26 protein-coding genes are annotated in these 26,944 nt (G+C 47.9%); 14 read left to right on the plus strand and 12 right to left on the minus strand.

Features of this window, described 5'->3' with window-relative positions; translation table 11 throughout:
• The first annotated feature begins 29 nt into the window (after positions 1-29).
• From KNQ06_RS07345 to KNQ06_RS07355, 3 genes are all read left to right on the plus strand, one after another.
• Positions 30-413: a hypothetical protein gene (locus tag KNQ06_RS07345; RefSeq protein ID WP_023468155.1), complete on the plus strand. Its 384-nt coding sequence runs from the start codon at positions 30-32 to the stop codon at positions 411-413.
• Between the two features lie 155 nt (positions 414-568).
• A complete protein-coding gene (locus KNQ06_RS07350; RefSeq protein WP_215147744.1) occupies positions 569-1,654 on the plus strand; it encodes a diguanylate cyclase in 1,086 nt (361 codons plus the stop codon).
• Positions 1,655-1,718: 64 nt separating this feature from the next.
• Positions 1,719-2,330 carry a YdeI/OmpD-associated family protein gene (locus tag KNQ06_RS07355; protein ID WP_215147746.1) on the plus strand — a complete coding sequence of 204 codons (612 nt, stop codon included), beginning with the start codon at positions 1,719-1,721 and terminating at the stop codon, positions 2,328-2,330.
• Here the strand turns inward: KNQ06_RS07355 and KNQ06_RS07360 are convergent.
• Complete coding sequence (locus KNQ06_RS07360; protein WP_215147748.1) at positions 2,319-2,654, minus strand: ATP-binding protein DrrA1-3 family domain-containing protein; 336 nt, start codon at positions 2,652-2,654, stop codon at positions 2,319-2,321. The two genes, KNQ06_RS07355 and KNQ06_RS07360, sit on opposite strands and share 12 nt — an antisense overlap.
• A gap of 397 nt (positions 2,655-3,051) precedes the next feature.
• Between KNQ06_RS07360 and KNQ06_RS07365 the strand changes: the two genes are divergently transcribed.
• The 3 genes from KNQ06_RS07365 (at position 3,052) to KNQ06_RS07375 (ending at position 4,606) form a co-directional block, all read left to right on the plus strand.
• Complete coding sequence (locus tag KNQ06_RS07365) at positions 3,052-3,438, plus strand: hypothetical protein (protein WP_215147750.1); 387 nt, start codon at positions 3,052-3,054, stop codon at positions 3,436-3,438.
• 163 nt (positions 3,439-3,601) lie between these two features.
• Complete coding sequence (locus KNQ06_RS07370) at positions 3,602-4,264, plus strand: type 1 glutamine amidotransferase domain-containing protein (protein WP_215147752.1); 663 nt, start codon at positions 3,602-3,604, stop codon at positions 4,262-4,264.
• 54 nt (positions 4,265-4,318) lie between these two features.
• Positions 4,319-4,606, plus strand: a complete 288-nt coding sequence (locus KNQ06_RS07375; protein ID WP_064299947.1) for a putative quinol monooxygenase — start codon at positions 4,319-4,321, stop codon at positions 4,604-4,606.
• Between the two features lie 70 nt (positions 4,607-4,676).
• On the opposite strand, the gene KNQ06_RS07380 is transcribed toward KNQ06_RS07375, so the two are convergent.
• The 4 genes from KNQ06_RS07380 to KNQ06_RS07395 form a co-directional block, all read right to left on the minus strand.
• Complete coding sequence (locus KNQ06_RS07380) at positions 4,677-5,531, minus strand: LysR family transcriptional regulator (protein ID WP_149427272.1); 855 nt, start codon at positions 5,529-5,531, stop codon at positions 4,677-4,679.
• Between the two features lie 89 nt (positions 5,532-5,620).
• On the minus strand, positions 5,621-6,853 hold the full coding sequence (locus KNQ06_RS07385) for a chloride channel protein (RefSeq protein ID WP_058704037.1): 1,233 nt from the start codon (positions 6,851-6,853) through the stop codon (positions 5,621-5,623).
• A complete protein-coding gene (locus KNQ06_RS07390) occupies positions 6,850-7,200 on the minus strand; it encodes a potassium channel family protein (RefSeq protein ID WP_050677800.1) in 351 nt (116 codons plus the stop codon). The genes KNQ06_RS07385 and KNQ06_RS07390 overlap by 4 nt, the downstream gene beginning before the upstream one ends.
• A gap of 24 nt (positions 7,201-7,224) precedes the next feature.
• Positions 7,225-8,202 (minus strand): DUF389 domain-containing protein, encoded by a 978-nt coding sequence (locus KNQ06_RS07395; RefSeq protein WP_058704035.1) that lies wholly within the window; start codon positions 8,200-8,202, stop codon positions 7,225-7,227.
• 141 nt (positions 8,203-8,343) lie between these two features.
• Between KNQ06_RS07395 and KNQ06_RS07400 the strand changes: the two genes are divergently transcribed.
• Positions 8,344-8,838 (plus strand): hypothetical protein, encoded by a 495-nt coding sequence (locus KNQ06_RS07400; RefSeq protein WP_215147754.1) that lies wholly within the window; start codon positions 8,344-8,346, stop codon positions 8,836-8,838.
• Positions 8,839-8,904: 66 nt separating this feature from the next.
• Here the strand turns inward: KNQ06_RS07400 and KNQ06_RS07405 are convergent, their stop codons facing one another.
• Positions 8,905-9,936, minus strand: a complete 1,032-nt coding sequence (locus KNQ06_RS07405; protein ID WP_215147756.1) for a zinc-binding dehydrogenase — start codon at positions 9,934-9,936, stop codon at positions 8,905-8,907.
• A 169-nt stretch (positions 9,937-10,105) separates the two neighbouring features.
• Between KNQ06_RS07405 and KNQ06_RS07410 the strand changes: the two genes are divergently transcribed.
• The gene (locus KNQ06_RS07410) at positions 10,106-11,179 is read left to right on the plus strand and encodes a peptidyl-alpha-hydroxyglycine alpha-amidating lyase family protein (RefSeq protein ID WP_215147758.1); all 1,074 of its coding nucleotides are present in this window, start codon (positions 10,106-10,108) and stop codon (positions 11,177-11,179) included.
• Positions 11,180-11,292: 113 nt separating this feature from the next.
• Positions 11,293-11,730: a hypothetical protein gene (locus KNQ06_RS07415; RefSeq protein WP_214857505.1), complete on the plus strand. Its 438-nt coding sequence runs from the start codon at positions 11,293-11,295 to the stop codon at positions 11,728-11,730.
• A gap of 42 nt (positions 11,731-11,772) precedes the next feature.
• Here KNQ06_RS07415 and KNQ06_RS07420 read toward each other — a convergent pair whose 3' ends face one another.
• The 6 genes from KNQ06_RS07420 to KNQ06_RS07445 form a co-directional block, all read right to left on the minus strand.
• A complete protein-coding gene (locus KNQ06_RS07420) occupies positions 11,773-12,240 on the minus strand; it encodes a hypothetical protein (RefSeq protein WP_215147760.1) in 468 nt (155 codons plus the stop codon).
• A gap of 123 nt (positions 12,241-12,363) precedes the next feature.
• Positions 12,364-12,810 carry a MarR family winged helix-turn-helix transcriptional regulator gene (locus KNQ06_RS07425; RefSeq protein WP_215147762.1) on the minus strand — a complete coding sequence of 149 codons (447 nt, stop codon included), beginning with the start codon at positions 12,808-12,810 and terminating at the stop codon, positions 12,364-12,366.
• Between the two features lie 13 nt (positions 12,811-12,823).
• Positions 12,824-14,029 (minus strand): MFS transporter, encoded by a 1,206-nt coding sequence (locus KNQ06_RS07430; protein WP_215147764.1) that lies wholly within the window; start codon positions 14,027-14,029, stop codon positions 12,824-12,826.
• Positions 14,030-14,208: 179 nt separating this feature from the next.
• On the minus strand, positions 14,209-15,030 hold the full coding sequence (locus tag KNQ06_RS07435) for an SDR family oxidoreductase (RefSeq protein ID WP_215147766.1): 822 nt from the start codon (positions 15,028-15,030) through the stop codon (positions 14,209-14,211).
• Positions 15,031-15,055: 25 nt separating this feature from the next.
• A complete protein-coding gene (locus KNQ06_RS07440; RefSeq protein WP_251133490.1) occupies positions 15,056-16,471 on the minus strand; it encodes an aldehyde dehydrogenase family protein in 1,416 nt (471 codons plus the stop codon).
• Positions 16,472-16,565: 94 nt separating this feature from the next.
• Entirely contained in the window at positions 16,566-16,928 is a 363-nt protein-coding gene (locus KNQ06_RS07445) for an ArsR/SmtB family transcription factor (RefSeq protein ID WP_023468128.1), read from the minus strand.
• Positions 16,929-17,210: 282 nt separating this feature from the next.
• Between KNQ06_RS07445 and KNQ06_RS17170 the strand changes: the two genes are divergently transcribed.
• From KNQ06_RS17170 to KNQ06_RS07465, 5 genes are all read left to right on the plus strand, one after another.
• Complete coding sequence (locus tag KNQ06_RS17170) at positions 17,211-17,336, plus strand: hypothetical protein (protein ID WP_483299326.1); 126 nt, start codon at positions 17,211-17,213, stop codon at positions 17,334-17,336.
• 25 nt (positions 17,337-17,361) lie between these two features.
• Positions 17,362-18,588, plus strand: coding sequence for an MFS transporter (locus KNQ06_RS07450; protein WP_215147768.1), 1,227 nt, complete (start codon positions 17,362-17,364; stop codon positions 18,586-18,588).
• Between the two features lie 15 nt (positions 18,589-18,603).
• The gene (locus tag KNQ06_RS07455) at positions 18,604-19,125 is read left to right on the plus strand and encodes a GNAT family N-acetyltransferase (RefSeq protein WP_215147770.1); all 522 of its coding nucleotides are present in this window, start codon (positions 18,604-18,606) and stop codon (positions 19,123-19,125) included.
• Positions 19,126-19,335: 210 nt separating this feature from the next.
• Entirely contained in the window at positions 19,336-23,040 is a 3,705-nt protein-coding gene (locus KNQ06_RS07460) for an ABC transporter permease (RefSeq protein ID WP_215147772.1), read from the plus strand.
• Positions 23,041-23,104: 64 nt separating this feature from the next.
• On the plus strand, positions 23,105-26,833 hold the full coding sequence (locus tag KNQ06_RS07465) for an ABC transporter permease (protein ID WP_215147774.1): 3,729 nt from the start codon (positions 23,105-23,107) through the stop codon (positions 26,831-26,833).
• The last annotated feature ends 111 nt before the right edge of the window (positions 26,834-26,944 follow it).

Genomic DNA, 26,944 nt, shown 5'->3' on the forward strand with positions numbered 1-26,944 from the left:
ATAATAGATAAAAAAGGAGTGGTCTGACCATGCTATTACGTCATATGACACATCGGCATCATATGAAATCAATCGTGACACGCGGTGGATTGTCACCGACATTCCAAATCGATGCACCAACAGGCTGGATCGCCTTTGAAGTCGATCCTCCAAGCGCAGCGTATCAAACGCACTTTCATCAATTAAAAAATGATTGGCAAGATGGAGATGTCGTTACGCTCGAATTCGACGGAGAGCGGATGCAAGCAGCAGGCTTCGAGATGCTGCAATCGCAAGAAGATGACCGCAGTCACCAGGCAGAGAGATTAGGCGTATCCATCGAGGAAATTGGCTCGTATGCATTCATTCGCAATTTCGTCTCACTTGATTATCTCGTCGAGTCTTCACGTGAAAAAATCTCAGAGTATTATTGATTTAGTTGAAGAAATCTAATCTTTTTTAAAATATACGGAAATCAAGATATTTTCATACATCTTTAGGGTATTGTTGGCTATATAGAATAAATATTCATTGAATGAAACATTTTTTTGTAGTTATTTTTCAGAACTCATTTGAGAGGAACACGAATATGTGGAATATACTGAACCATCTAATCCTCAACGTCGCTCTGACTTTTTTCTTCGTGCTCATCTCCCTGTTCTTTTTTAAACGATTTCAGTTTCGAAACACGTTCGACAGCTGGCTGAAGAAAAATCTGTTAGTACTGACTCTTGCGACAGGTGCCGGCTACTGGGTCATCCATAACGCCATCACCTATGAGGGATTCCGTTTCGATTTGTCGATTACCTTGATCGTCATCGCTTTCATTTATGGAGGTATCAGTAGCGGCTTCATCACGACCCTCGTCTTCGCTTCCCTTCAAACGTTCGTTTTTGATTCCGCTCATGCCTATTGGCTGATAGGTACGTATCTGATCGTCAGCATCGTTGTCTTGTACTTACAAAATGAAGCACCGGATCGATTCATCTCGTTTCCGGTCATCTTCACGATTGCACTCATTCTCTGTTTACCATACGTTCAACATGTTCAACCGAATGACGTGACAGCGATGACGATCTTTCTCGTCGGGAATGGCTGCGCTGGTTTTCTCTTGCACAGCATCTTGCATCAAGTCCGCTGGCACTTCAATCAAGTCCGGATGCATCGGCGTCTTGCCTTGACGGATACATTGACAGGGCTTGATAATCGACGTCGTCTAGAAGAGACCGTCCAACGGTACAAATCACAACAAACGGATTTTTCAATCATGATCATCGATGTCGATCATTTCAAACAGGTCAATGATACTTACGGTCATGACCGCGGTGATCATATCTTACGGCAAATCAGCTCTTTGCTTACATCGTATTGTCCTCCTTCTTGTGTGCTCGGGCGATTCGGCGGTGAAGAGTTCATGATGCTGTTGCCGGAGCATTCGTTGCCGGAGACGCGTCGACTCGCGGAACAAATCTGTGAAGCCAGTGCCAAACGGACGTATGAGTTATCAGCGACGGAACCGCTGCAAGTGACGTTATCGATTGGTGTGTCTCGTCAAACTCATCAACCGTCCGAGACTCATAATTTTTTACAAACGATCCAGCAGGCAGACGCTGCCCTCTATCAAGCGAAAAAGAGTGGTCGGAATTGTGTCTTTCATCATGACCCGTTGCGTTAAAGAAAAAAAGTGCCCCCTCGCGTGACGTTGAGGGGGCACTGCTATATGAAATGGAGGAACGAACGTGGAAATCACGAATGTCTTACGCTTTACCGATCGCGATGGCTTTCGACAGTGGCTGAAGAACCACGCGGATCACGCGTCCTTCTGTTGGGTGATTCTCAGCCGAAAACAAATCGGGGGCGGGTTACTTTATCTCGATGCCGTCGAAGAGGCACTTTGCTTCGGCTGGATTGATGGAATTGCAAAGAAGACCGAAGACGGTGAACTGGCGCAACGGTTCACCCCGCGTCGAAAGAACAGCAACTGGACCGAACTGAACAAGGAACGGGTCCGCCGCTTGGAACGCCTCGGCTTGATGCAACCGTCCGGACGACAGGTTCTACCAGACATGCGCACTGATGCGTTCGTCATCGATGACGCCATTCAGGCGCGTCTACAAGAAGACCCGATCGTCTATGAACAGTTTAATGACTTCCCGGAGCTCTATCGACGGATCCGGATTGATACGATTCAAAGTGTACGCAAGGATCCCGTTCTCTATGAAAAACGTCTGCAAACGTTGATTGAAAAAACGAAACGGAATCAGATGTACGGTCAGTGGAATGACGGGGATCGTCTTTTACTCGAAGATGTTCCGGAGACGGAATCAGAGGCTAGTCGGTCAGACCGCTAAGAAAATCTCTTCTAATGATTGGCGTTCGATCTGCACCTCGTAGACTTTGACGTCTTGTTTCGCAAGCATGACGAGTAACTCTGGAATATCCTCTTCCGTCGATAAATCAAGCCGTGTACAATCATCAGCTTGCGACAAAAGCCGAGCGTATGCTGGCAGATGCGATGGCGCTAATCGCGGAACAGTCCGAATACTGATTTGAATCTCCTTCCTCATTGCTTCTTGTAAGGACGCAACGGTTCCATAGCGGACGATTCTTCCCTCCGTCATGATCGCGACACGGTCACACATCTTTTCGATCTCATTCAAGTCATGTGAGGTCAAGAAGATCGTTTTTCCTTCCGCTTTTAATTCAAGCGTTCTTTTACTTTCGTGACAAGGACACCGAGTCCATATAAGGTAACGGCTGTTAAGAGCATCGTGATGATGGTTTCCATGTGAATTCTCCTCTATGTAAATGACGTGTCATCTTACTCTACGCTACTCTTTGAAGAAAGTTTCCTTATTTTTCAATTATCGATCCGTCAGCAGGCAACGAACCTATTACATGAGATGACGCAAGCAACGGTCCATTTCGTCCCGGAGTCAGGACATCTATTACACTGGGATCGTCCCGACGTCATCATCTAAGCGATTCGTCATTACTGGACGTCCGGAAAAAGATTGTCTTCCATTTGAAAAATGGTTTATTATGGAATCAGAGTAAAAAGGAGGGATTCATATGCTAAAACGGTTAACGTTCGTTTGTGTAACCTTATGCGTCGCGATCGTCGCCGTGCTCGTCGCAGCACGCCATTCAACAGGCAATTCCATTTCGTTTGAGGAGCCGTTATCGGTCTACATCGCGATTGGACTAATTGTCGTCTTATTCCTACCACCACTCATCCTATCGTTTTTCGAACACCCTGTACTGAAGATCGTCAATGTCATTTATCAATCACTGATCGTTTTTAGCTTCGTCGGACTAATTCCGGTCGGCTTCTTGATTCCGAACGGTTCCTCGACGATCATCGTCGCCGTCCTCGGAACAGTCGCGAGTCTTGCCAGTGTCATCGTGACGGTACGAAGTCACTCGATGTTAGCTAACTATTCTTCTGACGTACGTTAATCTATCTTTCAAACTGCTTCCGCCATCATGGTAGGAAGCAGTTTTTATTTTTATGTATAAATTTATTTATCGATAAGCTCATTTTTATTAATTTGTTTTTCGTTAGAGTTGGGCGTATTCTAATCACGTAGCCAATCGGCAAACGAAAAAGGAGGAACATATCATGAGTAAACACATCTTAATGGTCGTCACGAACGCAAAAGAAATGAAGGAAGGTCACGCGACAGGACTTTGGTTGTCTGAGTTCGCGGAAGCATACATCGAATTCAAGAACGCAGGATACACAGTAACGGTTGCAAGCCCAAACGGCGGCGAATCACCAATCGACGCTCGGAGCCTGGAAGACGAAGTCCCAGCTGAGATTCAAGCAACAGCTCCACTCTTGAAAGAGACACTTGATTTAAAATCAATCCAAGACTTCTCAGCATTCGATGCGATCTTCATGCCAGGCGGACACGGTACGATGTTCGACTTGCCTCAAAGTGATGCCTTGAACAACGCCCTTCGAACATTGTTTGAAGCGAACAAGACGGTCGCTGCAGTGTGCCACGGACCCGCTGGACTCGTTAGTGCGACACTCTCAGACGGAACACCGCTCGTCGCAGGAAAAACGATCGCAACGTTCACGGATGAAGAAGAACGCGCGACAGGACTTGACGTCTACATGCCATTCTTGCTCGAGACACGTCTCCGTGAACTCGGTGCGAACATCATCACGGCTGACAACTTCACGGAGAACGTCCAAGTCGACGGAAACCTCGTCACGGGTCAAAATCCACAGTCCACGATTGCGGTCGCGAAAGCTGTCATCAACACACTTAACTAATCAAAACAAGAGATCCTTTGGATGAAGGATCTCTTTTCATAGGAGGTCTTTTAGATGATTCAACTGATTGCCCGGATCGAAGCGCATCCGAATCAAGGCGAACAGCTCGCTTCTATCATCGAAGGTGTGATCGCCCCTTCGCGTGCCGAGGCAGGGTGCCTGACGTATCAGACACATCGCGCTATCGATGATCCGAACGTCTTCTACTTTTATGAACAATGGCGTGATCAAGACGCTTTCGATCAGCATGTCGCCTCACCACACTATCAAGCCTATCGAGCAGACAGTGCCAATCTCGTCGTTGATCGATACTTGACGTTCTTAGATGACGTATCAAAGTAATATGTAATTCATACAAAAAAAGTCCAATCCTCTCAGCATTTGCTTGTGGATTGGACTTTTTTCATACAATTCAACCTAACGCCTTAATCACCTGTTGCAAAACCGGATCGTGGCGCGAGTCCGTTCGATAGGCGACGTATAACTGATTCGTCGCGAATCGTTCCGGCGCAATCCGTTGTACTCGTCCAGCACTGACCGCTGCCTCGACGAGATAATCGGGCAAGACGCTGATCCCGTGTCCTGCTTCGATCGCTTTTAGTATCGCATCTACGTTCGGTAAGATCATTTCAGGACGGATCCCAGGTCGTTCTCCGAACTGCGTCTGATAGTACCGACGAATGATCGGTAACTCAAGTCCGTAGCTAATCCATCGCTGTCGGTCCATCCATTCCTTTAGATCCGCTTCCGGAACTTCGTAGCCGATCGGGGCGATCAAATGAAAGCGTTCGTCAGCAATCGGGACGTATTGGACGCCCGGTTCATCGATCCGCTTCGTTGAGATGATGAAGTCGAGCTCATTCGCAAGCAAGCGTTGCAACAAGGGAACCGTCAAATCAAAGACTACCGTGAACTGTGCGACGTCGAGCGGTAGCTTCGGTACGATCCCATGCGTGACGAATTCCGTCGGTCCCCCGAACTTCAAGACCGGACGAGGTTGTTCCCCTGCTTCGTACTTCATCTCAAGCGATAACTCCTCGAGCCGATCAATCAATCCGACGACTTGTGTATAGAGAGCTGTTCCCGTGTCCGTCGGAATCATTTGCCGTGGCGCACGGATGAACAAGGATGTCTCTAGTTCTGCTTCCAGTGCCGCGATATGCTGGCTGACCGCCGGTTGCGTCAAAAAGCGAATTCGGGCTGCCGCTGAGACGGAACGTTGTTGGTAAACGTGAATGAAACTCCGATACCATTCAAAATCAATCATGTGTGTTCTCCTTTTACTAGGTCTTCCTGAAAAGTATAGATTCATTTAATCCATAAGACAAATAACGAATAATTTAGTAAGTCATAAATTTATTTATCGGATAATGAAAGATGGTTTCCGTAGTATTTCATGAATTGTTGAACGCCAAGACAGACAAGTAGGATCAACGGAAAGAATTGCAACGGGAATAGAAAGAGGAGAAGCGTAGCGGTCACGAGTGGCTGACGCAAGACGACAGCACAACTTGCCGTGACGACAAGTGTTACGATCAATCCAGGCATGAACGGACTTAATTGGCTGAGACAGAATGCCAGGACTGTACTCGAAAAAATCAACGGAAATATCTTTCCACCTTTCCAGCCGCAGGAAAAACAAAGATGCGTCAATCCCACCTTTCCGATCGCAAGCAACAATAAGGCGCCGATTGACCATGAGGCTCCTTCCTTCGTAAAGTCTAGGATTTCATGTTCACCAGAAAACAGTAAGTAAGGTGTGAGCATGGATGCAAGACCAATCGCGATTCCCGCAATGAGTGCGAGAAGGATTGGGTTGCCGACGCGAGAGACCATCCAGTTCGTCACCCGCTCCATCCATAAGAAGAAGAGTCCGAACGCGATACCGAGGAGAATCGCCGGAAGGATGAACCACATGACAGTCGCATTCCACGTAATCGGTGGTATCTTGATTGCGAACAAGCGGTCATGGGGTACGAGGTGCATGATGAAACGAAAACAGGTAATTGCGACGAGCGTACAAATGCCGTAATAAAAGATGCGTTGTATCTTTTGCCAGCGTGACGTTGCTCGTTGCATCGGTTCCTCCTCGATCGCTTCAGAGACACTGACGAACGGGGCATGAAATATCGTCGCTAGCATCGCAGCGTATCCCGTCTGCAAGAAACTTTGCCGTTCCGGCTCCGTCAACCTTAGCCGGTCACCGATCCACGTCACCATTCCCCCTAAGATGCTGATCAGCGCAGCTTCTGGTCCTAAACTCGCTCCACACGTCAGCACGATCCATGCGGCAACGGCGTTTTTCCAGAGGGCACCGCGATAAGGTACACGACCTTCTTGCTTAAAGTTAGCAAGCGTCTCGTGCATCGTCTTCGGGTAATCCCCCACAGACTTTTGAATCAGACCAATACCGATACCACCGAGTAGACCGACGCCGAGTCCATAGAAAGATACATCCAGTACAGACGGTAACCACTCCCATACATAATGAATCGATGCGTTGATGCCACTTAAAAACAAGGCAGCCGTCAATCCGACGATTGCTCCGAGGATCAGACAATGCAAGAAGTGCGTCAGATGTGGTTTCATTTCTGCTCCTCCTTCTTCTTCTTGTCCCGGTGATATTGTTTTAGGGCCATATTGAAGTTCACGATGACGGCACTGAGAACACCGACGCCAAGCATGACATACACGATCGAAAACAATTTACCGAACGCCGTCTGAGGGACGAGATCCCCGTATCCGACCGTCGCGAGCGTCATAACGGAGAAATAGAAGGCATCCAGAATACTGAACTGTTCGACATTGTGATAGAAGACCGTCCCAATCAAGAAAAGTGCCCCGACCATGATCATCAATGCCTTTTGTTCTTCTTGCTTGAATAAGATACGGATGACATGAAAAAAATTTCGGATCAAGATAAAGAACGCCAGCATGCTCTTTCCTCCTCAGTTCCGTCATCACTGCATACGTTCATTAAACAATTTCTCTAGTTGGTCAGGATCAAGTTGATTCAAATCAGGGATCTGGATCAAGGTCAGTTTGACACGTGATAGTCCATAGTCGTCGAGCGACTGTTCCAGCCGTTCCCGTTCACGTGCATCATACCGTTTGCCTAACGTCGTCACCGTCAATTGCTGGCGTTTCTCGTCATAGCTATGCTGAACGACGAACGTCTCTTGAAACGTTTCCTCGACATAACGGTCAAGATTCGTCTCAAACAAACTGTCCTGACTAAGCAGATAGGCTGTATAGACACTTGGTATACTGATGAGACAGGCTAGCGCGATCAAGGAACGATTGATTCGTTTTGATGCCTGGATCCGTAAACTCTGATCCGTCCGTAAGAGCCATTTGACACCTAGGAACGTCGCGATCAAAATGAAACTACAGTTGATCAGGAACAGATAACTAGCACCAAGCGCGTAGGTCATGTTCTGATTCGCAATGGCGTACCCGACCGTACAGACTGGTGGCATCAAGGCGGTGGCAATCGCGACACCGGGAACGATATTATTCGCCCCTTTCTTGCGTAAACCAATCCATCCCGCGACTCCCCCAGCAAAGGCGATCAGTACGTCCCAAATCGTCGGGAACGTCCGCGCAATCAGTTCATCACTCGCTGCCGTCAAAGGCGAAAAATAGAAATAGACGGTCGATGTCACGATGCTGATCGTCAACTGGACGAGCAACAGCCGAAGTGCTTTCTTGAACAGAGGTATATCCGAGATCCCTAAAGCCATACCGAGACCGAGAATCGGATTCATCAGCGGCGAAATCAACATCGCTCCGATGATGACAGCGGTCGAATTCAAGTTCAATCCGATCGAGGCAATGAAAATCGCACACATCAAGATGACAGCATTGCTCGATCGAATCGTCAGCTCCTTGTCGATTTTATTTCTCGTCTCTTGCAGATCATAGACCGATGCTTCCATGAAGGCTCCACCTTTCCACCGTCGATCAATACGAGTCGCACCATTCAAGTCATTGGTTTTTATTTACCCAATTTTTAGTGTCTTCGCCTTATTTCCCTTATGAAAAATAATAAAATCCCTTTAATGAAAGGTGCATCGTTCATGAAAAAATTCCGCGGCAAACGCCGTTATTTTAAAAATCTCGAGCTTGAATTCAAAAGTTTTTCTTCTTCAGCCTATATTGATCCAGACGTTTGGTTTAACGACTGGCACGAGCACCCTGACTTTTATGGACATGGCAACGCGAGTCTGCGCATTCGTAAAGCACATCTTCGGATCGCGTTGAGCGCTATGCAGGACATGCGACAAAAACTAGAGGAAAAACAGATTGAACATCAGCTTTACATAACGATTGTCCTCGAGGATGCTTCACAAGACGCACTACATGTCCACACGACGAATCCGGACGGAACCCCATTCCCACTCGAGCGGATTCAGTCGTTCCCTCTCGCTTCACATGTTCCGACCTGGCTAACGGAACTCTTTCCGGGCAACCGGTATACGATTCATCAATCACAGGAGGAATTGGTTGATTATACGGAAGAGGAGCCTGTCAGCTCGATCGTCACGTTTTTTTACATCTTGCCTAGCCCTTAAATTGACACGAAAACGAGCTATCCTTTCCATCACAGGAAGAGGATAGCTCGTTTTGTTCGGTCTCTCTTATGGTAGCAAGACGACCTTACCGAATTTGCCAGCTTGTTTAAAGTACGCTTGGGCTTCTCGCGCTTCAGCGAGCGGGAACGTCCGGTCGATGACGGGCTGAATCGTCTGCGTCCGAACGGCCTCCAGTAATTTCTCATAATCATGGCGATTGCCAAGGACGGATCCTTGTAGGCGGATATGTTTTAAATAAAGCGTCCGAAAATCGAGCGACGTCACCTGCCCCCCGGAAGATCCGGAAATACAGTACGTTCCGCCGCGCTTCAGCAGATCCAGTCCTTGTTTAAACACCGCATCGCCGACGACGTCGAGAATCGCATCGACCGGACCAACTTCTTGCATGACCTGCTGATCCCAGTCCGGCTCACGGTAGGAAACGACCAGGTCCGCCCCGAGTTCTTGCAATTGATCCGTCAGCTTCAAGTCACCGACGAGTGCGACGACACGGGCACCGAAGACACGTTTCGCAATCTGGACGTTGAGTGAACCGACACCGCCACTGGCTCCTGTTACGAGTACCGTCTGTCCTTGTTGTAAGTCAAGTTGCTCGACCATGTGCCACGCCGTCAATCCACTGACCGAGAAGACCGCACTGTCCGTATAGGAAGCAAGCGGCATGTCGTAGCAGAGTTCGAGCGGCCAGCAGACATACTCCGCGTATCCGCCGTCATACTCGGAACCGATGAACGATAAGTCCTCGGCACTCTGTTCGTCAGCGATTTCTCCACTCGCCGTGAACGGGAACAAGACGACGTCGCGTCCGATTTCCGTCTCGGCGACACCGTCTCCGACCGCGACGATCCGTCCGCTGATGTCTGAACCGGGAATCCGGGGAAACTGCACCCCTTCTGCTTTCCAGCCCGATTCACTCTCTGCACCATAGGCGCCTTCCCGCATCCAAATTTCTGTATTGTTCAAGGCACAAGCTTTGATTTCAATCAGTACCTCTCCTTGTTTCGGTTGTGGTGTCTCTTGATCGATATAAGCGAGCTGCTCAAGCCCACCATGCCCCGTTACGGTGACTGCCTTCATGTTTTTGCCTCACTTTCTTTCTTCCATATGATATCTCTCTTCTTTACCCCTTCATCCTGATTTTAATATCCTGCTTCCGTAACCCGCTGTCTCCTCCTATAGAACGATTCGTCCTCGTTTAATATCTAGATATAATATGGATACGAATTCACGTCTGGAGGAACGATGTATGAAAAAACGACTGATCTTTATAGGGACATTAGCAACCATCACGGTACTGGGTATTTCCTGGTCGAGAGGTGGCGCAGATCCTGTCATGAAAGACAACTATCCATCCATCCCAAAAGATACGACGTATCGCGGACAGGTCGCTTGGCCACTAGAAACGCGCGATCGTTCGATTGCCGGGGAAGCGAGCGGCGTCGCTGTTGCTCCGAACGGTGACGTCTACTATTTACACCGAGGTAGTAATTCATACGGGGATGACACCTACATCACAGAACCGACATTGATCGTGCTCGACGGAAAGACGTTGCAGGTGAAGAAGCGGTTAGGCGCAGGACTATTCAAGTCACCGCACGGTCTCGAAGTCGATGACCAAAACAATATCTGGATTACCGACATCAGTCTGAACCAAGTCTTCAAGCTCGATGCGTCCGGCAAAGTCTTGCAAACGTTCGGAAACGCATATGGTCCGTTCATGGAATTCGGTCTGCGCATCCGAAACGTCTTGCCAAGCATCCCGCTACAGCTGGATGAAAAGACGTTCGCTCGTCCGACAGACGTCACCGTTTTTAAGGACGGCTCGTTCGCCGTATCTGACGGCTACCGGAATAGTCGCATCGTCATGTTTGATCCAAAAGGAGCAGTCAAATGGGAAGTCAATGAACTCGGCAAACAAGACGGACAGTTCAATCTGCCGCATGGGATCAGTAGCGACGATGAGATGAATCTCTATGTGGCGGACCGGGACAACGCCCGGGTCCAAATCTTTAATCGAAACGGCAAACACATCGATACGTGGTCGTCAAAAGAACTCGGTCGACCGTACGGGATTGAAGTCGGTGCGAACGGTAACGTCTACGTCGCTGATGGCGGAAACTATTTAAATGGACAAAAAAAGAACGCGCAAAGCCAAATCGTCATTTTGAACAAACAAGGAAAGATTGAGAAACGATTCGGTGCGTGGGGCAAAGAAGCGGGACAACTCCGGATTGCACACGACATCGCGGTCGGTTCGGATGGAACGATTTATGTCGCGGAGTTGTTGAACAAACGATTGCAGCTGTTTTCTGAAAAATAATAGGGAACGGAAGTATTTCGAAATTTAAGAAATGAATATCCTTTTTTTCAAAGACACCTCAACTTATCTCGATTTATTTTGGTAAAATAAAGAAAATCCATCGGGGGTGTCTCATGAAACGTGGTCTAACATTAGCCGTTCTACTGATCCTCGTCGTTTGCATCATCGTTTTCGAACCGTTCCGTGGTGCGCCACCGAATCCCGAAGTCGAGGCAAAAGGAAAGGATGTTCCGACTGTCCAAGGATCTTATTGCTGGGATAGCTTACTCCGCAGTCAGTGTGTCGATAAGACGTACCGTGACGGTCTTGACTTAGCAAAGGGAAAAACGCCAGTTACCGTCTCTGCTGGAGCACCCGTCCGTGTCGAATTATCCGGTGATCTTAAAAGCGTGAAACTATCACAGTGGGACGATCAAAAACAGGAATCCCCTGTCGCTTTGAAAAAAGATCAGTTCAACGCCCCGACAGAACCTGGTCTCTATGCGTACGAACTAAACTCGCGCTGGAAACAAGGAGACGGACAATTCGGATTCTTGCTAAAAGTGCAGTAAAACAATACCCCCTTGACGTACGATGACGTCAAGGGGGTTATTTCATCCTGCCTGATGATAAAGTTGCAAAATGCCAAAGACAGTCAGGATAGCATACCCTGTTCCGATGAACAGAAAGACCGGGCGAATCATTTGATTCTTCGGTTGGCGCGTGATGCCTTCGAAGAAACAACCGGTAATGAAACCAAGAATCAAGATTCCAAGATACATCAACATGAACGTCAGGATGCGACCTCCAAGACCAGTCTGCAACAAGACTGGCGAGAGCCAAATCAGTATCCCAACAAAACTAGCAAGCCCAAGAATTCCGATCACGATCCCGTATAGCGGTCGTACTGTATTCAGACGCTCGAAAAAACGTTGTCGCTCAACGAGCATCATCGCCGACAGACATGTCAGTAAGAACACCACCAAAAAGTAAAGCGTTTGTGAGATTGGCTCCGTCATCGAGAAGAGTGGCGTGCTGAGTACGACAAGTAGTGGCAATACGCTAAGTATAAAGAATTTCACTGTCATTCTCCTTTCAGTGAATCAATATAAAAGGTATTTCTGAATCACTTATGACTTAGCGTATCACACAAATCATTCCAGGATTTTCCCATTTGATTCGTCTGATTATGAAAATCCGTTTACTTACGATCGATGGAGTTCCTGAAATCGATCAATCATGCGCACAAGGGAACGATTGATGATATCTAGTTCCACTTCGTCAAGAATCGTCGTCATCTCCTCCGCCAATTGCTCTTCAATCTCATCCATCGTTCGCAAGTAGGCTACCCCATTCGTATCGAGATGGATGAAACTTTCCCTTAAGTTTGCTGGATTCTTCTGACGCTTGATGAATGTACGTTCTTCCAAGATTTTCAGTACTTGACTGACCGCACTCTTCGAGATCCCCATCGTTCGTGCGATTTCCGTCGACGTCCAGGAGTCTTTTCGTTTGAACAATAGCAGTAGCTGTTCCTGTTGTTGACTCAAAGCAAACGGATTCAACGCTGCGAAAAATTTCGCCAGCTGAAGATCTAGTTCATCGATACGCCGATACATCGTCAAGATGTCCTGTTTTTTAGATCCTTCCATTGTTTTCCTCCTGTCATGAAATGTTCCGAAAATCTCGACTTGCGCGATAGAGTAACAGACCACAGATGACACCAATCACTGCGAACGCAATCAGCAGAAACTGAATCGGAATTTCGATCGCGACTAGAAGCGATAAGACCGCGAATGCAATCGGTTCTAAACCGGAAGCGGCAAGCGCCATGATGCTCATGACGCGTCCGATCTTATCCGGATCACTCCGCTCCTGTAAAATCGTCACGGTCGGCAGATAAACGAGCATCAACAAAAATCCACTCATTGCTGCCGTAAAGGCAAGTAACGGAATCGATGCCACCTGGGTGTACAGCAAGAAAGCACCTAACGTCAAAAACAGCGCACAAAAGACGAACCGACCGCGATGAATCGACCTTAGAAACAACACGACGACACTGGCAACAAATGTCCCGACAGCAAGACCACCTTCGATGAGACTGAGATCCGCCGCTGACCCTTTCGCTGCGCCGACGAGAATCGGGATGCTCATGATCAACGGTCCCATGACGAATAGATTGACGATGGCAATCGACAACGTACCAGCACGTAAGACGGGTGTCTCTTTGACATACCGAATTCCTTCGCGTAAGTCGCGTAAGACCTGACGAATCGAGAGGACGGAGGTATCCGGAATAGGATCGCGAATCAGCCGCGGTAGGACCAGTACGGCTGCAATAAAGATTAAGATCATCGCTGTCCCGAAGCTCAGTCCAAATCCCCCTTGCGTCAGCAGAAGTCCCGCGAGAAACGGACCGATGACGAACATCAATTCGAGTGATCCTTGAAATAAGGAATTCGCCCGCTGTAACTGCGACGCAGGGACGAGAGACGGCAACAAGGACGATAAAGCAGGATAAGACATGCCATCCAAAATGCCAAACACGACAGAAATCAACAAGAGTGTCCCTACCGAGTAAGCATCAGCGTAATGTAAGAGCATGACACCAAGCATCAAGAACGCCTGTCCGAGATTCGTCCAAAAGAGAAGACGGCTCTTCTGGAATCGATCGGCGAACACGCCACCAAACACCATCATGATGACCCGGGGCAACGACACGGCTGTTAATATCAGACCAAGCAAGGCAGGCTGTCGCAAGACATCAATCGTCAACCACGACACACTCAAGAAGAAGATCGCAAAACCGAGCGTTAATGTCATACCGGACAACCACATGAAGACAAAGCGTTGATTCCTCAGCACTGCCATGAATCAGACTCCCTTTCCTTATAGTTAAGTTAACTAAACTATATGAAGCGACCGATCGCTTGTCAACGGATCAATCGGTTAACGAGGCTGATTCAAAAGTTAGTCCCTATAAAAATAAGGATGGCAGAATGATGATCTGCCATCCTTACCTCATTCTTTTTTGCGTCAGTCTCGACTAATCATGCTTTTTCGATGACACGACGGACGATTCGGAAAAAGACCGCGTGCGGCAAGAATCGTTTCAATCGAATTAAGTTCGCTGCATTCTTGCCGACGGGATATCGCATCTTTTTCGAGTCATCCATCACGGCAAGGTGAATCGCATCGGCGACGACTTCCGGTCCTTCGGCTTCTTCTCCTGCTGCATTCGAATTTTTGAGCGCCGTTTTCATATAGTCGGCATAATCCACGATGTCCGTTTGCACGAGATCTTGCGACCGTCCGTAGAAGTCGGTCTTGATTGGTCCTGGTTCGATCAGTTTGACGGCGATCCCGAGCGGAGCAAGCTCATAATGTAACGATTCCATGAATCCCTCAACAGCCCATTTCGAGCTGTGGTACAGGCTATAGATTGGAAACGTGACTTGTCCCCCGACGGATGTCACGGTCACGATCTTCCCCTTTCGTTGTTTTCGAAAGAGTGGCAATGCCTGACGCGTCACGTTCATGACGCCGAAGACGTTCGTATCGAATTGACGCTTGATTTGCTCCGCTGTCGCCTCCTCGAAGATCCCGACCGCACCGTACCCTGCATTGTTCAACAGGATATCGATCGTACCGAAATCGTTTGTGATGGCTTCAAAGGCTAGACGAATGCTCCTCTCGTCCGTGACATCCAGTGCATACAAGCGAACGCCCGGTAACGAGGCGAGATCGCTTGACGTCTCCGGCTTTCGCATCGTCGCTGCGACATGCCATCCTTCCTGACTGAACCGTTCGACGGTTGCCCGTCCGATTCCGCTAGATGCTCCTGTGATGACGATCGTTTTCTTTTGTTTCATTGTGAATTCTCCTTTGTTGTTTGACTTAGCGTGCAAAATAACGTTTTGCGATAGTCATTTTTTTCGACGTATACGGTGCGTAGCGTAACGAGGGATCAAGTTTCGTCGACGTTTTGACGATGCTCTTCGCATGCGAGAACGTCTCAAAGGTGTGTCTGCCGTGATACGCCCCCATCCCGCTACCACCGACTCCACCAAACGGCAGTTCAGCGTTCATCAGATGCACCATGCCATTGTTGATACATCCTCCTCCGAACTCGACGTGCTCCAAGAAGTAGGTTTCCATCTCCGGTGATTCCGTATAGAGATATAAGGCGAGTGGATAACGATTGCGACGAATGATCGAGACAGCTTGTTCCGGTGAGCTGAACGATACGATCGGAAGTAACGGACCGAAGATTTCTTCATGCATGATGTCTTCCTCAAGCGATACGGCGTCAAGCAACGTTGGCTCCACGTAGCGATCCGCTAAATCGATTCGTCCTCCGTGAACGATTGTGCCTTGTTGCATCAGGCGTTGCAGAGCGTGAACGCGGCGCTCATTGATGATGCGTCCATAACTTTCACTCATTTGTGGATCCGCTCCGAAAGCACGTCTGATTTCTGCTTTTAGCAACTGGATCAACGCATCCTTGACTGTCTCTTCAACGAGCAGATAATCCGGACAGACACACGTTTGACCGGCATTAAAGAATTTCGACCAGACGATCCGTTTCGCTGTTACCTGCAGATTGGCACTCTTATCGACGATGACAGGACTCTTCCCGCCAAGCTCAAGTGTCGTCGGTACCAGTTTGGCAGCCGTCTTCACGGCAATATGTCGTCCGACACCCGGGCTTCCCGTAAAGAAAACATGGTCGAAGCGAAATCGATCGAGTAATTGGTCACCGACGACTGCCCCATCACCGAGGACGACACTGATATAGTCTGGATCGAACGTCGTTGCGATGAGCTCTGCAATCAAACCCGACGTATGCGGTGTCAAATCCGACGGTTTCAAGACGATGCAATTTCCGGCTGCGATTGCGCCGATGACGGGTGCAAGTAACAATTGGAACGGGTAATTCCATGGTCCAATGATTAAGACGACACCGAGCGGATCGTGTCGGATGAAGCTCTTTGACGGCTGCAAGACGAGTGGTGTGGCGACTCGCTTCGGCTCCATCCAGCGCGCCAATTGTTTTTTCGCTTCACGTAGCTCTTGATAGAGCACGCCGATTTCTGACGTGTAGGCTTCAAATGTCGGTTTTCCTAAATCCTTTGCTAATGCTACGAGAATCCGTTCTTCGTTTGATCGGACTAACTGTTCCAGCCGTTCGAGCTGACGTAACCGAAAATCGATCGTCTTCGTTTTCCCTGCATCAAAGAACGCGCGTTTCCCACTATAGACTTCTTCGGTTACGGCTTGATCTTGTAAAATCATGGTTAGATGTTGCATCATTCATCGCTCACTTTCATTATGTTCTTTCGTTTAAACATTTAAACGTTTAGTGTAAAATCAAACTCTCTTCTCATATGTGAGAAAAGAGCCTTGTTCAGCGTAGGATACAATCTTCTTCGATGGCTGCCGTCAATGTTTTCAAGACGTTGACCGCTTCTTGTAAAGTCAGATAATAGTAGTTCTCCGTACCGACTTTCTCAGAAGCGACGATTCCTGCTGCCCGCAATACTTTCAGGTGATGCGAAATCGCTGGTCGAGATAATGAAATTTTTTCATCCAATTGACTGACGTTCAAACGATCGTACCGTGCCAATTCAATGATGATCGCTTGACGATTGACATCCGATAAGACTTGAAAAATCGGAATCGCATCTTGAAAATATCCTACTGCTGCGTCTAGAGCTTGTACATCCTGTTCGTTTTTTCTCATAGCGCCTCCGTTTAAACGTTTAAACATTTAAATTCATGCTCCTAATTTACAATCCTTTCTTTCCCTTGTCAACTGATTCATTTCATATTCTTATTTACAGGTTCAGGAAACTCATGATAGGATGGTAAAAATTACATGATTCAAACGCGTCGAAGAGAACAGTACGTCATCTCGGCTTTTCCTAGAGAGCTCCGATTGGTGGAAAGGAGCATCAGCCATTGACCGAACCAAGCCTCTGAGCAGCACGGTGGAACCGAATCGGGGATATCGTGACGGGTGCTCCCGTTATCGAGCTCAGGTATTTGCCGTTTGAAAACGGTCGTACCGATGAAGGCGGTACCGGTGACGGTCTCGCGAACAGGGGTGGCACCACGACACGCACAGTCTCGTCCCCAAGACCAACGTCTTGGAGGTGGGATTTTTTTATTGGCTTAAAAAACAATAAAAAGGAGTGTGTCATATGTCGAATTGGAAATACCCTGGATTGCTATTACTTGGTGTCGGTGTCTCGAACATCGGCGCTTGGGTCTACTTCATCGCCTTGAATTTAATTGTCCTTGAACGAACGGGATCAGCGTTCGCCGTCTCCGTTCTCTATATTCTGTTGCCAATCTCCGCACTGTTGACGAGCCTCTGGTCCGGTAGTGTCGTCGATCGGATCAATCAGCGCCGCTTGCTCGTCATGCTTGACGTCTCGCGTGCCGGGCTCGTCTTTTCACTGACACTGATCGATTCGTTGTATGTCCTCTATGCGCTCGTCTTTATCCTGAACATCGGTAACACACTGTTTGAGACATCGTCGTTGATCTACATGACGAAGCTCGTCCCGGAGAACAGCCGCCAACGGTTCAATGCGTTGAAGAACTTTATTCAATCAGCCGGCTTTATTCTCGGACCTTCGATTGCTGGATTCTTATTTTTGATTGGTTCTCCGGAGACGGCAATCGTCTTGAATGCGGGAGCGTTGTTGTGTTCTGCTGCCTTACTGTCCGTCTTGCCCGACGTCCGTCAGGCAGAGACTCCAGCGACGTCCTTCTCACTCCAAGTGATTCTTGCGGACTGGAAAGAGACGCTTCAGTTTGCACGGACGCGGCGCTACGTCACGCTCGTCTACGCCTTCTATGCGCTGATGATCGTCCTGATGAGCGGACTCGATTCGCTCGAAGCCTCGTTTGCGACAATCGTGTTGCAACTGGATGAAAGCACGTATGGATTTCTCGTCAGTATCGCTGGAATCGGCATCATCTGTGGTTCTGCCATCAATGCGACCTTCACGCATCGCTTGTCGCTCCGCTTCTTGATTCAATTTGGAGCACTGATGACACCGATCGGTTATGTGATCTTTGCCACAGCGACATCATTCCTGACGGCAGCAATCGGCTTTTTCTTGCTGACGTTCGCCCTTGCGTTTGCGAACACCGGCTTCATGACGTTCGCTCAAACGCACATTCCGGTCGAATCGATGGGACGATTCCTCAGTAGTATCCACGTCGTACAGTCAGCTGGTGTCATTCTCTTGACGGCGTTGATTGGTTTCTATGCGGAGACCTCAATCCGCTTGACGTATACCGTCGCTGCAGTCAGCTTTCTGTTCATCGGTGGATGGATCGTTTGGATCGTCCAGGATCGAACGAAACGGCATTATTTTACGACGGAAACGGACGAAACGATCAAGCTTTCATCATGAGAAAGGAAGGTATTCATGAACCTGACCGCAAAACGAATTTTCCTCCGTCCGCTTAACGTGACCGATGCACACGTCTTATTCGAACAAACCCAGGATGAGACATTACGTTATCTGACTGGTACGACAGCGACGTTTTCGATTGAACAGATTGAACAGCACATTCTTTCGATTCAAGCTGATCCATCGCGCTTCGATTTCGCTATCTGTTTGAATTCCGGTGAAATAATTGGTGAATGTTCCATTTTAGACATTGAGGCAGAGTTGAAACAAGCTGGCTTTCGTATTTCGATGCGTGCCCTCCCCTGGACCGGTCAAGGATACGGGACAGAGGCGATCGCGTGTATCATCCGGTTTTGTTTCGAGGAACTTCGACTTCATCAACTTGAACTTGAAGTGTTTTCGCATAATGAGCGAGCCATCGCTGCGTATAAAAAAGTTGGCTTTGACATCGTAGAAACGATTCCTGATGCTGTATCCTATGAAGGGCGTTCGTTCGACGAAATCATCATGCGGAAATGTAGCCCACTCTATGCTTAAAAGAATCACTCCTGATGTAGCACCTCCTTCGTGAGGTGCTTTTTCTAATCTATTAAAAACGAACATATCGAATTAACAGATTTTTTAGTCAATTCACTATTATTTGTATATAATGGAAAAATAAAAAGAAATATATGGATATGTACATAAGTGATAAGGAGGTCACATTACACAATTTTCTTCAAATCAAACGAAAGCGAGGGATAGTACATGCTGAGATTCATCTGGAATTCATGGTGGCGCAATAAGGAGCGTTTCATCTTGCTCCTCGTCGGCGTCCTGATCGTCAGTACCGGACTGAGTTACTTGATTGGTACGACGCAAGCGAACAACGGAACGGTCGTCGATGAACTGCAAAAACGCTGGGGATCGTCGTACGATATCGTCGTCCGTCCGGAAGGCAGCCGGAGTGTGACGGAAGACTTGAACCTGCTCGAACCGAACTATATGAGCGGACTCGACGGTGGGATTTCCCGCAAGCAGTACGAGACGATCAAGCAGATTGCCGACGTCGAAGTCGCAGCACCAATAGCGATGATTGGTTATACATCGACATCGAGTAGCGTCGGTACCCATACGATTCAAGAAGAAGGGATTTACCGCTTGAAAATCAAGGATTCTCAAAATACGGGACTCCAAAACGAATCTTATACCATGACAACGTTTCTTGCTGCTGGCTGGGAACCAATGGGTGATGCAACGCGCACAGGCGTCTCCCCTTTAAAACTTGGTGAACAACCCCTCTATGACTACGGCTCAGAAGTCATGATTGCCGGAATCGATCCTGCTGCTGAAGACGAGCTCGTCGGTTTGAAAAAAGCGACCACTACCGGAACGTATAGCCGTTTCTTCAGCGAAACGGATCTTCCCGCTTCGTACGGTGATCAAGCGACGCAGATTCCGATTCTATTGAATTCTCGCGAATACGTCGATGCGATGCGCACCTATACATATGAAAAGGTAGAGCTTCCGTTCACTGCAACAGGCGTTGCAGACATGGTCCAAAAGATTGAACAAAAAGGTGGGAAAACATACCTGAGTAAACTACCAGTAGGAGAGCCTACCTCTTATTCGATCACGACTCAAGACGTCCAAAAAAAGTTGGTGGACGGTATCCTTAAAAACACCTTATCAACAGGCGATGCGAACAATAGTGATTCACTGTCTTCCATTACTTTGAAACCTTCACCGGTTGAATACAAAACAATTAAGAGTCCGTACGGTTCCCGTTGGCCCTTTACCTACCAAGTTCAACCAAAAGAGGTCGCCAAGGAATCCTTACTCTTCAAGCGAAGCATGTATCGCGAAGCACGTGAATTCGAAGGTGGTTTTAAAGGATGGAAACAAGTCCATCTCAACTTTATCGGTGTCTTTAACCCACGGGAGCTCGATGTTTCAAAGGATCCGTTGACTGAACTTCCAATGGAAACTTACTTCCCGGCAAAAGCACAGTGGGTCATGGATCAAAATGATCGTCCGGTCAATCCAGTCCGTGACGTCAAGCCCGCCAACGACTCCTATGACTTCCTGACGAAACCACCATCGATGCTGACGACACTCGATGCTGCCTTTAAGTTACGCGGGGATAAAGCAATTTCTGCGATTCGCGTCAACGTCAAAGGGGTCGAGACGATGAACGCAACAAGTGAGAAAAAATTGCAAGCTGTCGCACAAGAAATCGAGGATAAGACGGGTCTGATCACGGACGTCACACTCGGTTCCTCCCCGCAACTCGCCTTGACGTATTTACCCGGTCTAAAAGGAGAATCGGCACTCGGTTGGGTCCAGCAACCGTGGATCAAACTCGGGTCGTCGATCGCGATTTTCCAAGAGGCGAAAGTCGGAATGAGTGGCATCATCGCGAGCGTCATCGCTGTCGCGCTCGTCTACGTCTTCAGTTCGAACATCATCTTGCTCTATGCTCGAAAAAAAGAATTCGCGATTTTACTCTCGCTCGGATGGCGTTCACGGCAGCTATCCAGACTCCTCTTCCTAGAAGCAACACTTCTTGGAACGCTGGTCGCACTCATCGCCTGGGTGATTCTCGGATCATTTTGGATAACAGCGGATCACCCGATTGCCCTCGGACGCATCATCTTGATCGGATTGTCCGGGCTTTTGATCTACTGGGGCGGTACGATTGTTCCGACGTTACTCATCAGACGCATTCAACCATTTGAAAGCATGCGCTCTGGCGAAGTCTCAAAAGGACGTCGTTTCGTCCGAGCACAAAGTGTTCTTGGAATGAGCATCAACCAACTCGCGACTTACTGGCAACGCACGCTTCTGTCCATCATCGCAATTGCCTTACCGACGAGCTTGTTCATCTTCTTCTTGTTCATCACGTTCCGACTGAAAGGCGTCTTATATGCGACCTGGCTTGGTGAATATGTCGCGCTCGAAGTCGGTACGATGCATTATGTCGCAATGGGCGTCGCCCTACTCATCGCTATCCTGACGACGACCGAGATCATGTGGCAAAACGTCAACGAACGAAAGAATCAACTCGCCGTCCTGAAGGCAACCGGTTGGCGCAACGGTCAAATCCGACTTCTCGTCTTAAGCGAGGGAGTGATGACTGGACTCTTCGCTGGAATCGTCGGTCTACTAGTTGCCTTAGGAATGATTGGCTTCGTCTATAATCAGTTCCCATCCAGTGAACTCGGTTTCTTAAGTCTTATGCTCCTGATTCCGGTAACGACTGGTGTGTTTGGTGCCTTGCTTCCTGCCCAGCGTGCTGTGCGGATCACGCCGAATGCAGCCATCGGTGGCGTAAACGATAATCAACAATTGACCGAACGTCGCTTCAAATGGGCACTCGGTAGCATCGCTGCTACGCTCGTCATCGGAACGACGAGTTTATTCCTCCTCGCTGCACCTGAAACGAGAACGGCTCAAAAAGAAATAACGACACCAAAAGTACAAACGACCGGACAAAAATTAAAAAATCTCGCTCAAGATCCTGACGATAAGAAACATACTGCCGAAGACAACACGGCACTGGAGCAATTGATGAACGCAGGCGCTATTCAGACGTACCCGGGTGACCCGGCGGCGAAGAATTATGACTTCTCTGTTAAAAAGCTCGTTTCAACACCAAAAGAGTTAAAGCTCAAGGAGAAGTCAGGATATCGTTTCGTGACGATTCCAGTTTTCCTTCATAACCGGGATGAATTAGCTGCAGGTTCGTTTTCGTCGTATCGACCACAAACCTTCTCGTTGATTGCTCTTGACGGAAAAGAATTCACTCCCGTCGATTATGTCAATCACGATAAAACGGCTTGGGTAAATGCATTCAAATACATCAATTCGAAAAAATCATGGGTCGATCTTGTTTACCAAGTACCGGTTGACCAAAAGGTGTTCGTCTTGCTTGCAAAAGATGAGGCCGTCGAAAAAACGACGACCGTCAAGATCACGCTCGACGATATCAAAAAAGCGAATGCGTCAGCTACTACTCCTTCAACAGAGGAAACGGAAAAATTAAAAACATTGATGAGGCGAGGTGTCACGCAAACAACTCCCGGGAATCCGAAACATCAATCTGATCGTTTTCATGTCGAGGCATTGATTGACACACCAAAAGAACTGAATCTAAAGCAACGTGCTGGTTATCGTTTCTTGACGATCCCTGTCGTCATGCAAGATACAGGGGATGATCTGGGAGGATTCATCACTTATCGTCCCAATCGGTATGCCTTGACAGACTTACAAGGAACCGATTATGAACCGATCGATTATGTGAATCGCAATGAGAAAGCCTGGAAAAACGGGTTTCAATATTTCGCACCGTACAAGTCACGAGTTGAGTTGGTTTATCAAGTACCAATCGATCAGAAGCGATTCGTTCTGTTCGCTTCTGATCCAGCTTTTCCCAAACCAACGACCGTCAAAATCGATCTGACGAAACAATAATTTAATCACTAGGAGGAATTTGACATGGGTCGTACCATCATTGAAAGGAATCGAGGTTTTGTCGATGCTTAAATTCATCTGGAATTCCTGGTGGCGCAACAAGGAGCGGTTCATTCTGCTCCTCGTCGGCGTCCTGATCGTCAGTACCGGACTAAGTTACTTAATCGGTACGACGCAAGCCAACAACGGAACGGTCGTCGATGAACTGCAAAAACGCTGGGGCTCATCGTATGATATCGTCGTTCGTCCGGAAGGCAGCCGGAGCGTGACAGAAGACTTGAACCTGCTCGAACCGAACTACATGAGTGGGCTCGACGGCGGGATCACCCGCAAACAATATGAGACGATCAAGCAGATTGCTGACGTAGAAGTCGCAGCACCGATTGCGATGATTGGGAACTACAATACGAATGCTGAAACGGATACCTATAATTTCAAAGAACCGGGCATTTACAAAATTTCGTTTACGGATATGCAAGATACTGGGCTAAAGAAAGAAACAGAATCTTATTCATTCTTTGCCGGAGCCGGTTGGTTCCCTCCTGAGAGTGACGGATTGAATCGAGATGTTTCACCGCAAGAATTAGGCGAGTTTCCTATCTACGGTTACGGGAGCGCAGTGATGCTTGCCGGGATTGATCCGGAAGCAGAAGCACAACTCGTTGGACTCGATCAGGCAACCAAAAAGGCTACGCATAGTCGTTATTTCACGAAGGACGATGTCGTGAACGATTATGGTGACGGTGTTTGGGATATCCCATTGATCATGAACAGTCAGGAATACGTCAATGCTTCGCGGACCTATCGCTACGAGAAAGTCGATATCCCGCTCGTCAAAGATTCAATGGTTGAAACGGTGCGCAGTATCATGAAAAAAGGTGGCGAATCCTATCTCAAGACGCTTCCTGTTAAAGATACGAAGGAATACTATATTTCGACAGAGCAAGCATCAAAGCAACTTATTAAGAACATTCTCGAAGATAAGGTTCCGGAAAAAGCAAGTGGTAGCTTTGACTGGATGTTTTTAAAGCCATCGTCTATCGAGTATCAAACGATTGCTAGTCCCTTTGCCAAACGTTGGCCGTTCACCTATCAAGTAACACCTCAAGAAGTCGATAAGGACGCCCTCATTTCGAAACGATCTATGTATCGAAAAGCTCGTCTCTTCGGTGACAACACGGGTAACCTTGATAAAGTACCGAAAATGCATTTGAACTACATTGGTGTCTTTGATCCGAAGAAATTGAACATCTCAAAAGACCCATTGACGGAACTGCCGATGGAGACCTATTTCCCGGCGAAAGCCCAATGGGTCATGGACAAGAATGAAAAACCGGTCAATCCAGTCCGGGAAGTCAAACCGACGAACGATCCGTATGACTTCTTGACGAAACCACCATCGATGCTGACGACGCTTGACGCCGCCTTTAAGTTACGTGGTGATAAAGCCATCTCTGCCATTCGTGTCAACGTCAAAGGTGTCGAGACGATGAACGCGACGAGTGAGAAAAAGTTGAAAGCTGTTGCTCAAGAGATCGAGGACAAGACCGGTCTGATCACCGACGTCACGCTTGGCTCCTCACCACAGCTCGCGCTGACATACCTCCCTGGATTAAAAGGTGAATCGGCACTCGGTTGGATCCAGCAACCGTGGATCAAACTCGGTTCATCGATGGCCATCTTCCAAGAAGCGAAAGTCGGAATGAGCGGCATCATCGCAAGTGTCATCGCTGTTGCGCTCGTGTATGTCTTCAGTTCAAACATCATCTTACTCTATGCCCGCAAGAAGGAATTCGCGATCTTACTGTCGCTCGGTTGGCGTCCACGTCAGCTCTCGAAGCTTCTGTTCCTAGAAGCAACGTTACTCGGCACACTCGTCGCCTTGATTTCTTGGACGATCCTCGGTTCGTTCTGGCTGACGACGGATCATCCGATTGCCTTATCACGGATCATCTTGATTGGACTTGCTGGTCTATTGATTTACTGGGGCGGTACGCTCGTCCCGATGACGCTCATTCGCCGGATTCAACCATTCGAAAGTATGCGTTCTGGTGAAGTCTCAAAAGGACGTCGCTTCGTCCGGGCACAAAGTGTCCTTGGGATGAGCATCAACCAACTCGCAACCTACTGGCAACGGACGATCCTCTCGACAATCGCGATCGCCTTGCCGACGAGTCTGTTCATTTTCTTCCTGTTCATCACCTTCCGACTGAAAGGTGTCTTGTATGCGACATGGCTCGGCGAATACGTTGCACTCGAAATCGGCACGATGCATTATGTTGCGATGGGTGTCGCTTTACTTATCGCTATCCTGACGACGACGGAGATCATGTGGCAAAACGTCAACGAACGAAAGAGTCAGCTTGCCGTCTTGAAGGCAACTGGTTGGCGGAACGGTCAAATCCGGACGCTCGTCTTAAGTGAAGGATTGATGACCGGACTGTTCGCTGGAATCATCGGCTTACTGATCGCTCTTGCGATGATCGGCTTCGTCTATAACCAGTTCCCAACAGGTGAGCTCGGCTTCTTGAGTGTTATGTTGTTGATTCCTGCCATCACGGGAGTTCTCGGTGCCCTCTTACCCGCTCAACGCGCCGTCAGCATTACACCAAATGCTGCGATTGGAAGTGTCGCAACGAATACGAAAGCGACGGAACGACGTTTCCGACTCGCCTTATCCGCAGTTGGTGGTGCCCTTGTCGTTGGTGTCGCTTCCCTATTCTTCTTTGCTACGACAGAAGAAGGACCTGCGTCCACGAAACCGGTACAAACAGTTGCACCAACGGTCAAGACGACAGGAACGAAATTGGCAGATGTAAAAGACAAGAAAAAGAAAGCGTCCTCTACGAAAAAAGTCAATTCGAGCAAGCTCGATCAACTAATGAATCGTGGAGTCGTTCAAACCTATCCGGGAGATCCTAAAACAAAAAGCAATATTTTCCATGTTGATAAACTTCTCCTATCACCTCCAAAGGAGTTGAAATTACCACCTCTTGATGATGAACAATATGTTACCGTTCCCGTCATCCTTGAGAACTACAAGGATAAAGACGCAAATGGCGGATATGGTATTTATAAGCCAAATCTATTCACGTTAGAGGATACAAGCGGTAATGTATACGAAGCTGTCGATTATGAGAACCGGAACCCAGACGCTTGGAAGGACGGCTATCGCTATTTCCCACCTTTCGTTTCTCGCGTCGATCTTGTGTTCCGTGTTCCAAGTGATAAAAATACGTATGTGCTTCTCGCGACAAGCGAAGCCATTGCGAAGCCGACGACCGTCAAAATCGAAGTCGATGCTGCGAATGCTGCATCAACCAACGTGAAGACCGGACAAAAGAAACAGTCAAAGAAAACGAATACAGACGCCATCGAAGAACTGATGAATAAAGGTGGTCTTCAGACTTATGCTGGTGATAAAAATTTAATGAAAGAACGTGGGTTCATGGTCAGTTCGGCGAAACGTGTTCCACTTAAGAATCTTCCGAAAGATAAACAAGCCGTATCTGTCAGACTTGAGATGCAGGTAAAGGGTGAAGATTCAGCTGACTCTTATATCGACTATAAACCCTCTTCTTTCCCATTGATTGATCGTCACAAGAAAAGCTACACGCCTGAAGAAACGATTAACCTAAACAAAAAAGCCTATTCAGAAAGCTTAGGTTATTACGCTCCGTTACACTCAAAAATTGATGTCATCTACATCGTACCGAAAAATGAAAACACCTTCGTCATGAACGTAAAAACAGGATTTACCGGTTTTCTCTACACCGTTAAAATCAAATTATGATTGATGCTTCTATCTATTGGATCACTGACTGTCGTATGACGGTCAGTGATTTTTTGTTTATGCTGACAAATGATTTTTACTGAAATCGTTTGTTACACGACCATTTTTGTT

The organism is Exiguobacterium sp. s91 (genome assembly GCF_018618915.1).
Taxonomy (GTDB): domain Bacteria; phylum Bacillota; class Bacilli; order Exiguobacteriales; family Exiguobacteriaceae; genus Exiguobacterium_A; species Exiguobacterium_A abrahamii.

Coding starts and splice junctions, on each gene's coding strand:
- KNQ06_RS07435 (WP_215147766.1), bottom strand. CDS start 15,030: ATGAAACAAAAGAAAACGATCGTCATCACAGGAGCATCTAGCGGAATC.
- KNQ06_RS07395 (WP_058704035.1), bottom strand. CDS start 8,202: ATGGAAGCATCGGTCTATGATCTGCAAGAGACGAGAAATAAAATCGAC.
- KNQ06_RS07405 (WP_215147756.1), bottom strand. CDS start 9,936: ATGAAGGCAGTCACCGTAACGGGGCATGGTGGGCTTGAGCAGCTCGCT.
- KNQ06_RS07345 (WP_023468155.1), top strand. CDS start 30: ATGCTATTACGTCATATGACACATCGGCATCATATGAAATCAATCGTG.
- KNQ06_RS07430 (WP_215147764.1), bottom strand. CDS start 14,029: ATGGCAGTGCTGAGGAATCAACGCTTTGTCTTCATGTGGTTGTCCGGT.
- KNQ06_RS07465 (WP_215147774.1), top strand. CDS start 23,105: ATGCTTAAATTCATCTGGAATTCCTGGTGGCGCAACAAGGAGCGGTTC.
- KNQ06_RS07350 (WP_215147744.1), top strand. CDS start 569: ATGTGGAATATACTGAACCATCTAATCCTCAACGTCGCTCTGACTTTT.
- KNQ06_RS07425 (WP_215147762.1), bottom strand. CDS start 12,810: ATGGAAGGATCTAAAAAACAGGACATCTTGACGATGTATCGGCGTATC.
- KNQ06_RS07440 (WP_251133490.1), bottom strand. CDS start 16,471: ATGATGCAACATCTAACCATGATTTTACAAGATCAAGCCGTAACCGAA.
- KNQ06_RS07390 (WP_050677800.1), bottom strand. CDS start 7,200: ATGCTGGCGTTCTTTATCTTGATCCGAAATTTTTTTCATGTCATCCGT.
- KNQ06_RS07445 (WP_023468128.1), bottom strand. CDS start 16,928: ATGTTTAAACGTTTAAACGGAGGCGCTATGAGAAAAAACGAACAGGAT.
- KNQ06_RS07380 (WP_149427272.1), bottom strand. CDS start 5,531: ATGATTGATTTTGAATGGTATCGGAGTTTCATTCACGTTTACCAACAA.
- KNQ06_RS07450 (WP_215147768.1), top strand. CDS start 17,362: ATGTCGAATTGGAAATACCCTGGATTGCTATTACTTGGTGTCGGTGTC.
- KNQ06_RS07410 (WP_215147758.1), top strand. CDS start 10,106: ATGAAAAAACGACTGATCTTTATAGGGACATTAGCAACCATCACGGTA.
- KNQ06_RS07375 (WP_064299947.1), top strand. CDS start 4,319: ATGATTCAACTGATTGCCCGGATCGAAGCGCATCCGAATCAAGGCGAA.
- KNQ06_RS07400 (WP_215147754.1), top strand. CDS start 8,344: ATGAAAAAATTCCGCGGCAAACGCCGTTATTTTAAAAATCTCGAGCTT.
- KNQ06_RS07385 (WP_058704037.1), bottom strand. CDS start 6,853: ATGAAACCACATCTGACGCACTTCTTGCATTGTCTGATCCTCGGAGCA.
- KNQ06_RS07460 (WP_215147772.1), top strand. CDS start 19,336: ATGCTGAGATTCATCTGGAATTCATGGTGGCGCAATAAGGAGCGTTTC.
- KNQ06_RS07365 (WP_215147750.1), top strand. CDS start 3,052: ATGCTAAAACGGTTAACGTTCGTTTGTGTAACCTTATGCGTCGCGATC.
- KNQ06_RS07415 (WP_214857505.1), top strand. CDS start 11,293: ATGAAACGTGGTCTAACATTAGCCGTTCTACTGATCCTCGTCGTTTGC.
- KNQ06_RS07370 (WP_215147752.1), top strand. CDS start 3,602: ATGAGTAAACACATCTTAATGGTCGTCACGAACGCAAAAGAAATGAAG.
- KNQ06_RS07455 (WP_215147770.1), top strand. CDS start 18,604: ATGAACCTGACCGCAAAACGAATTTTCCTCCGTCCGCTTAACGTGACC.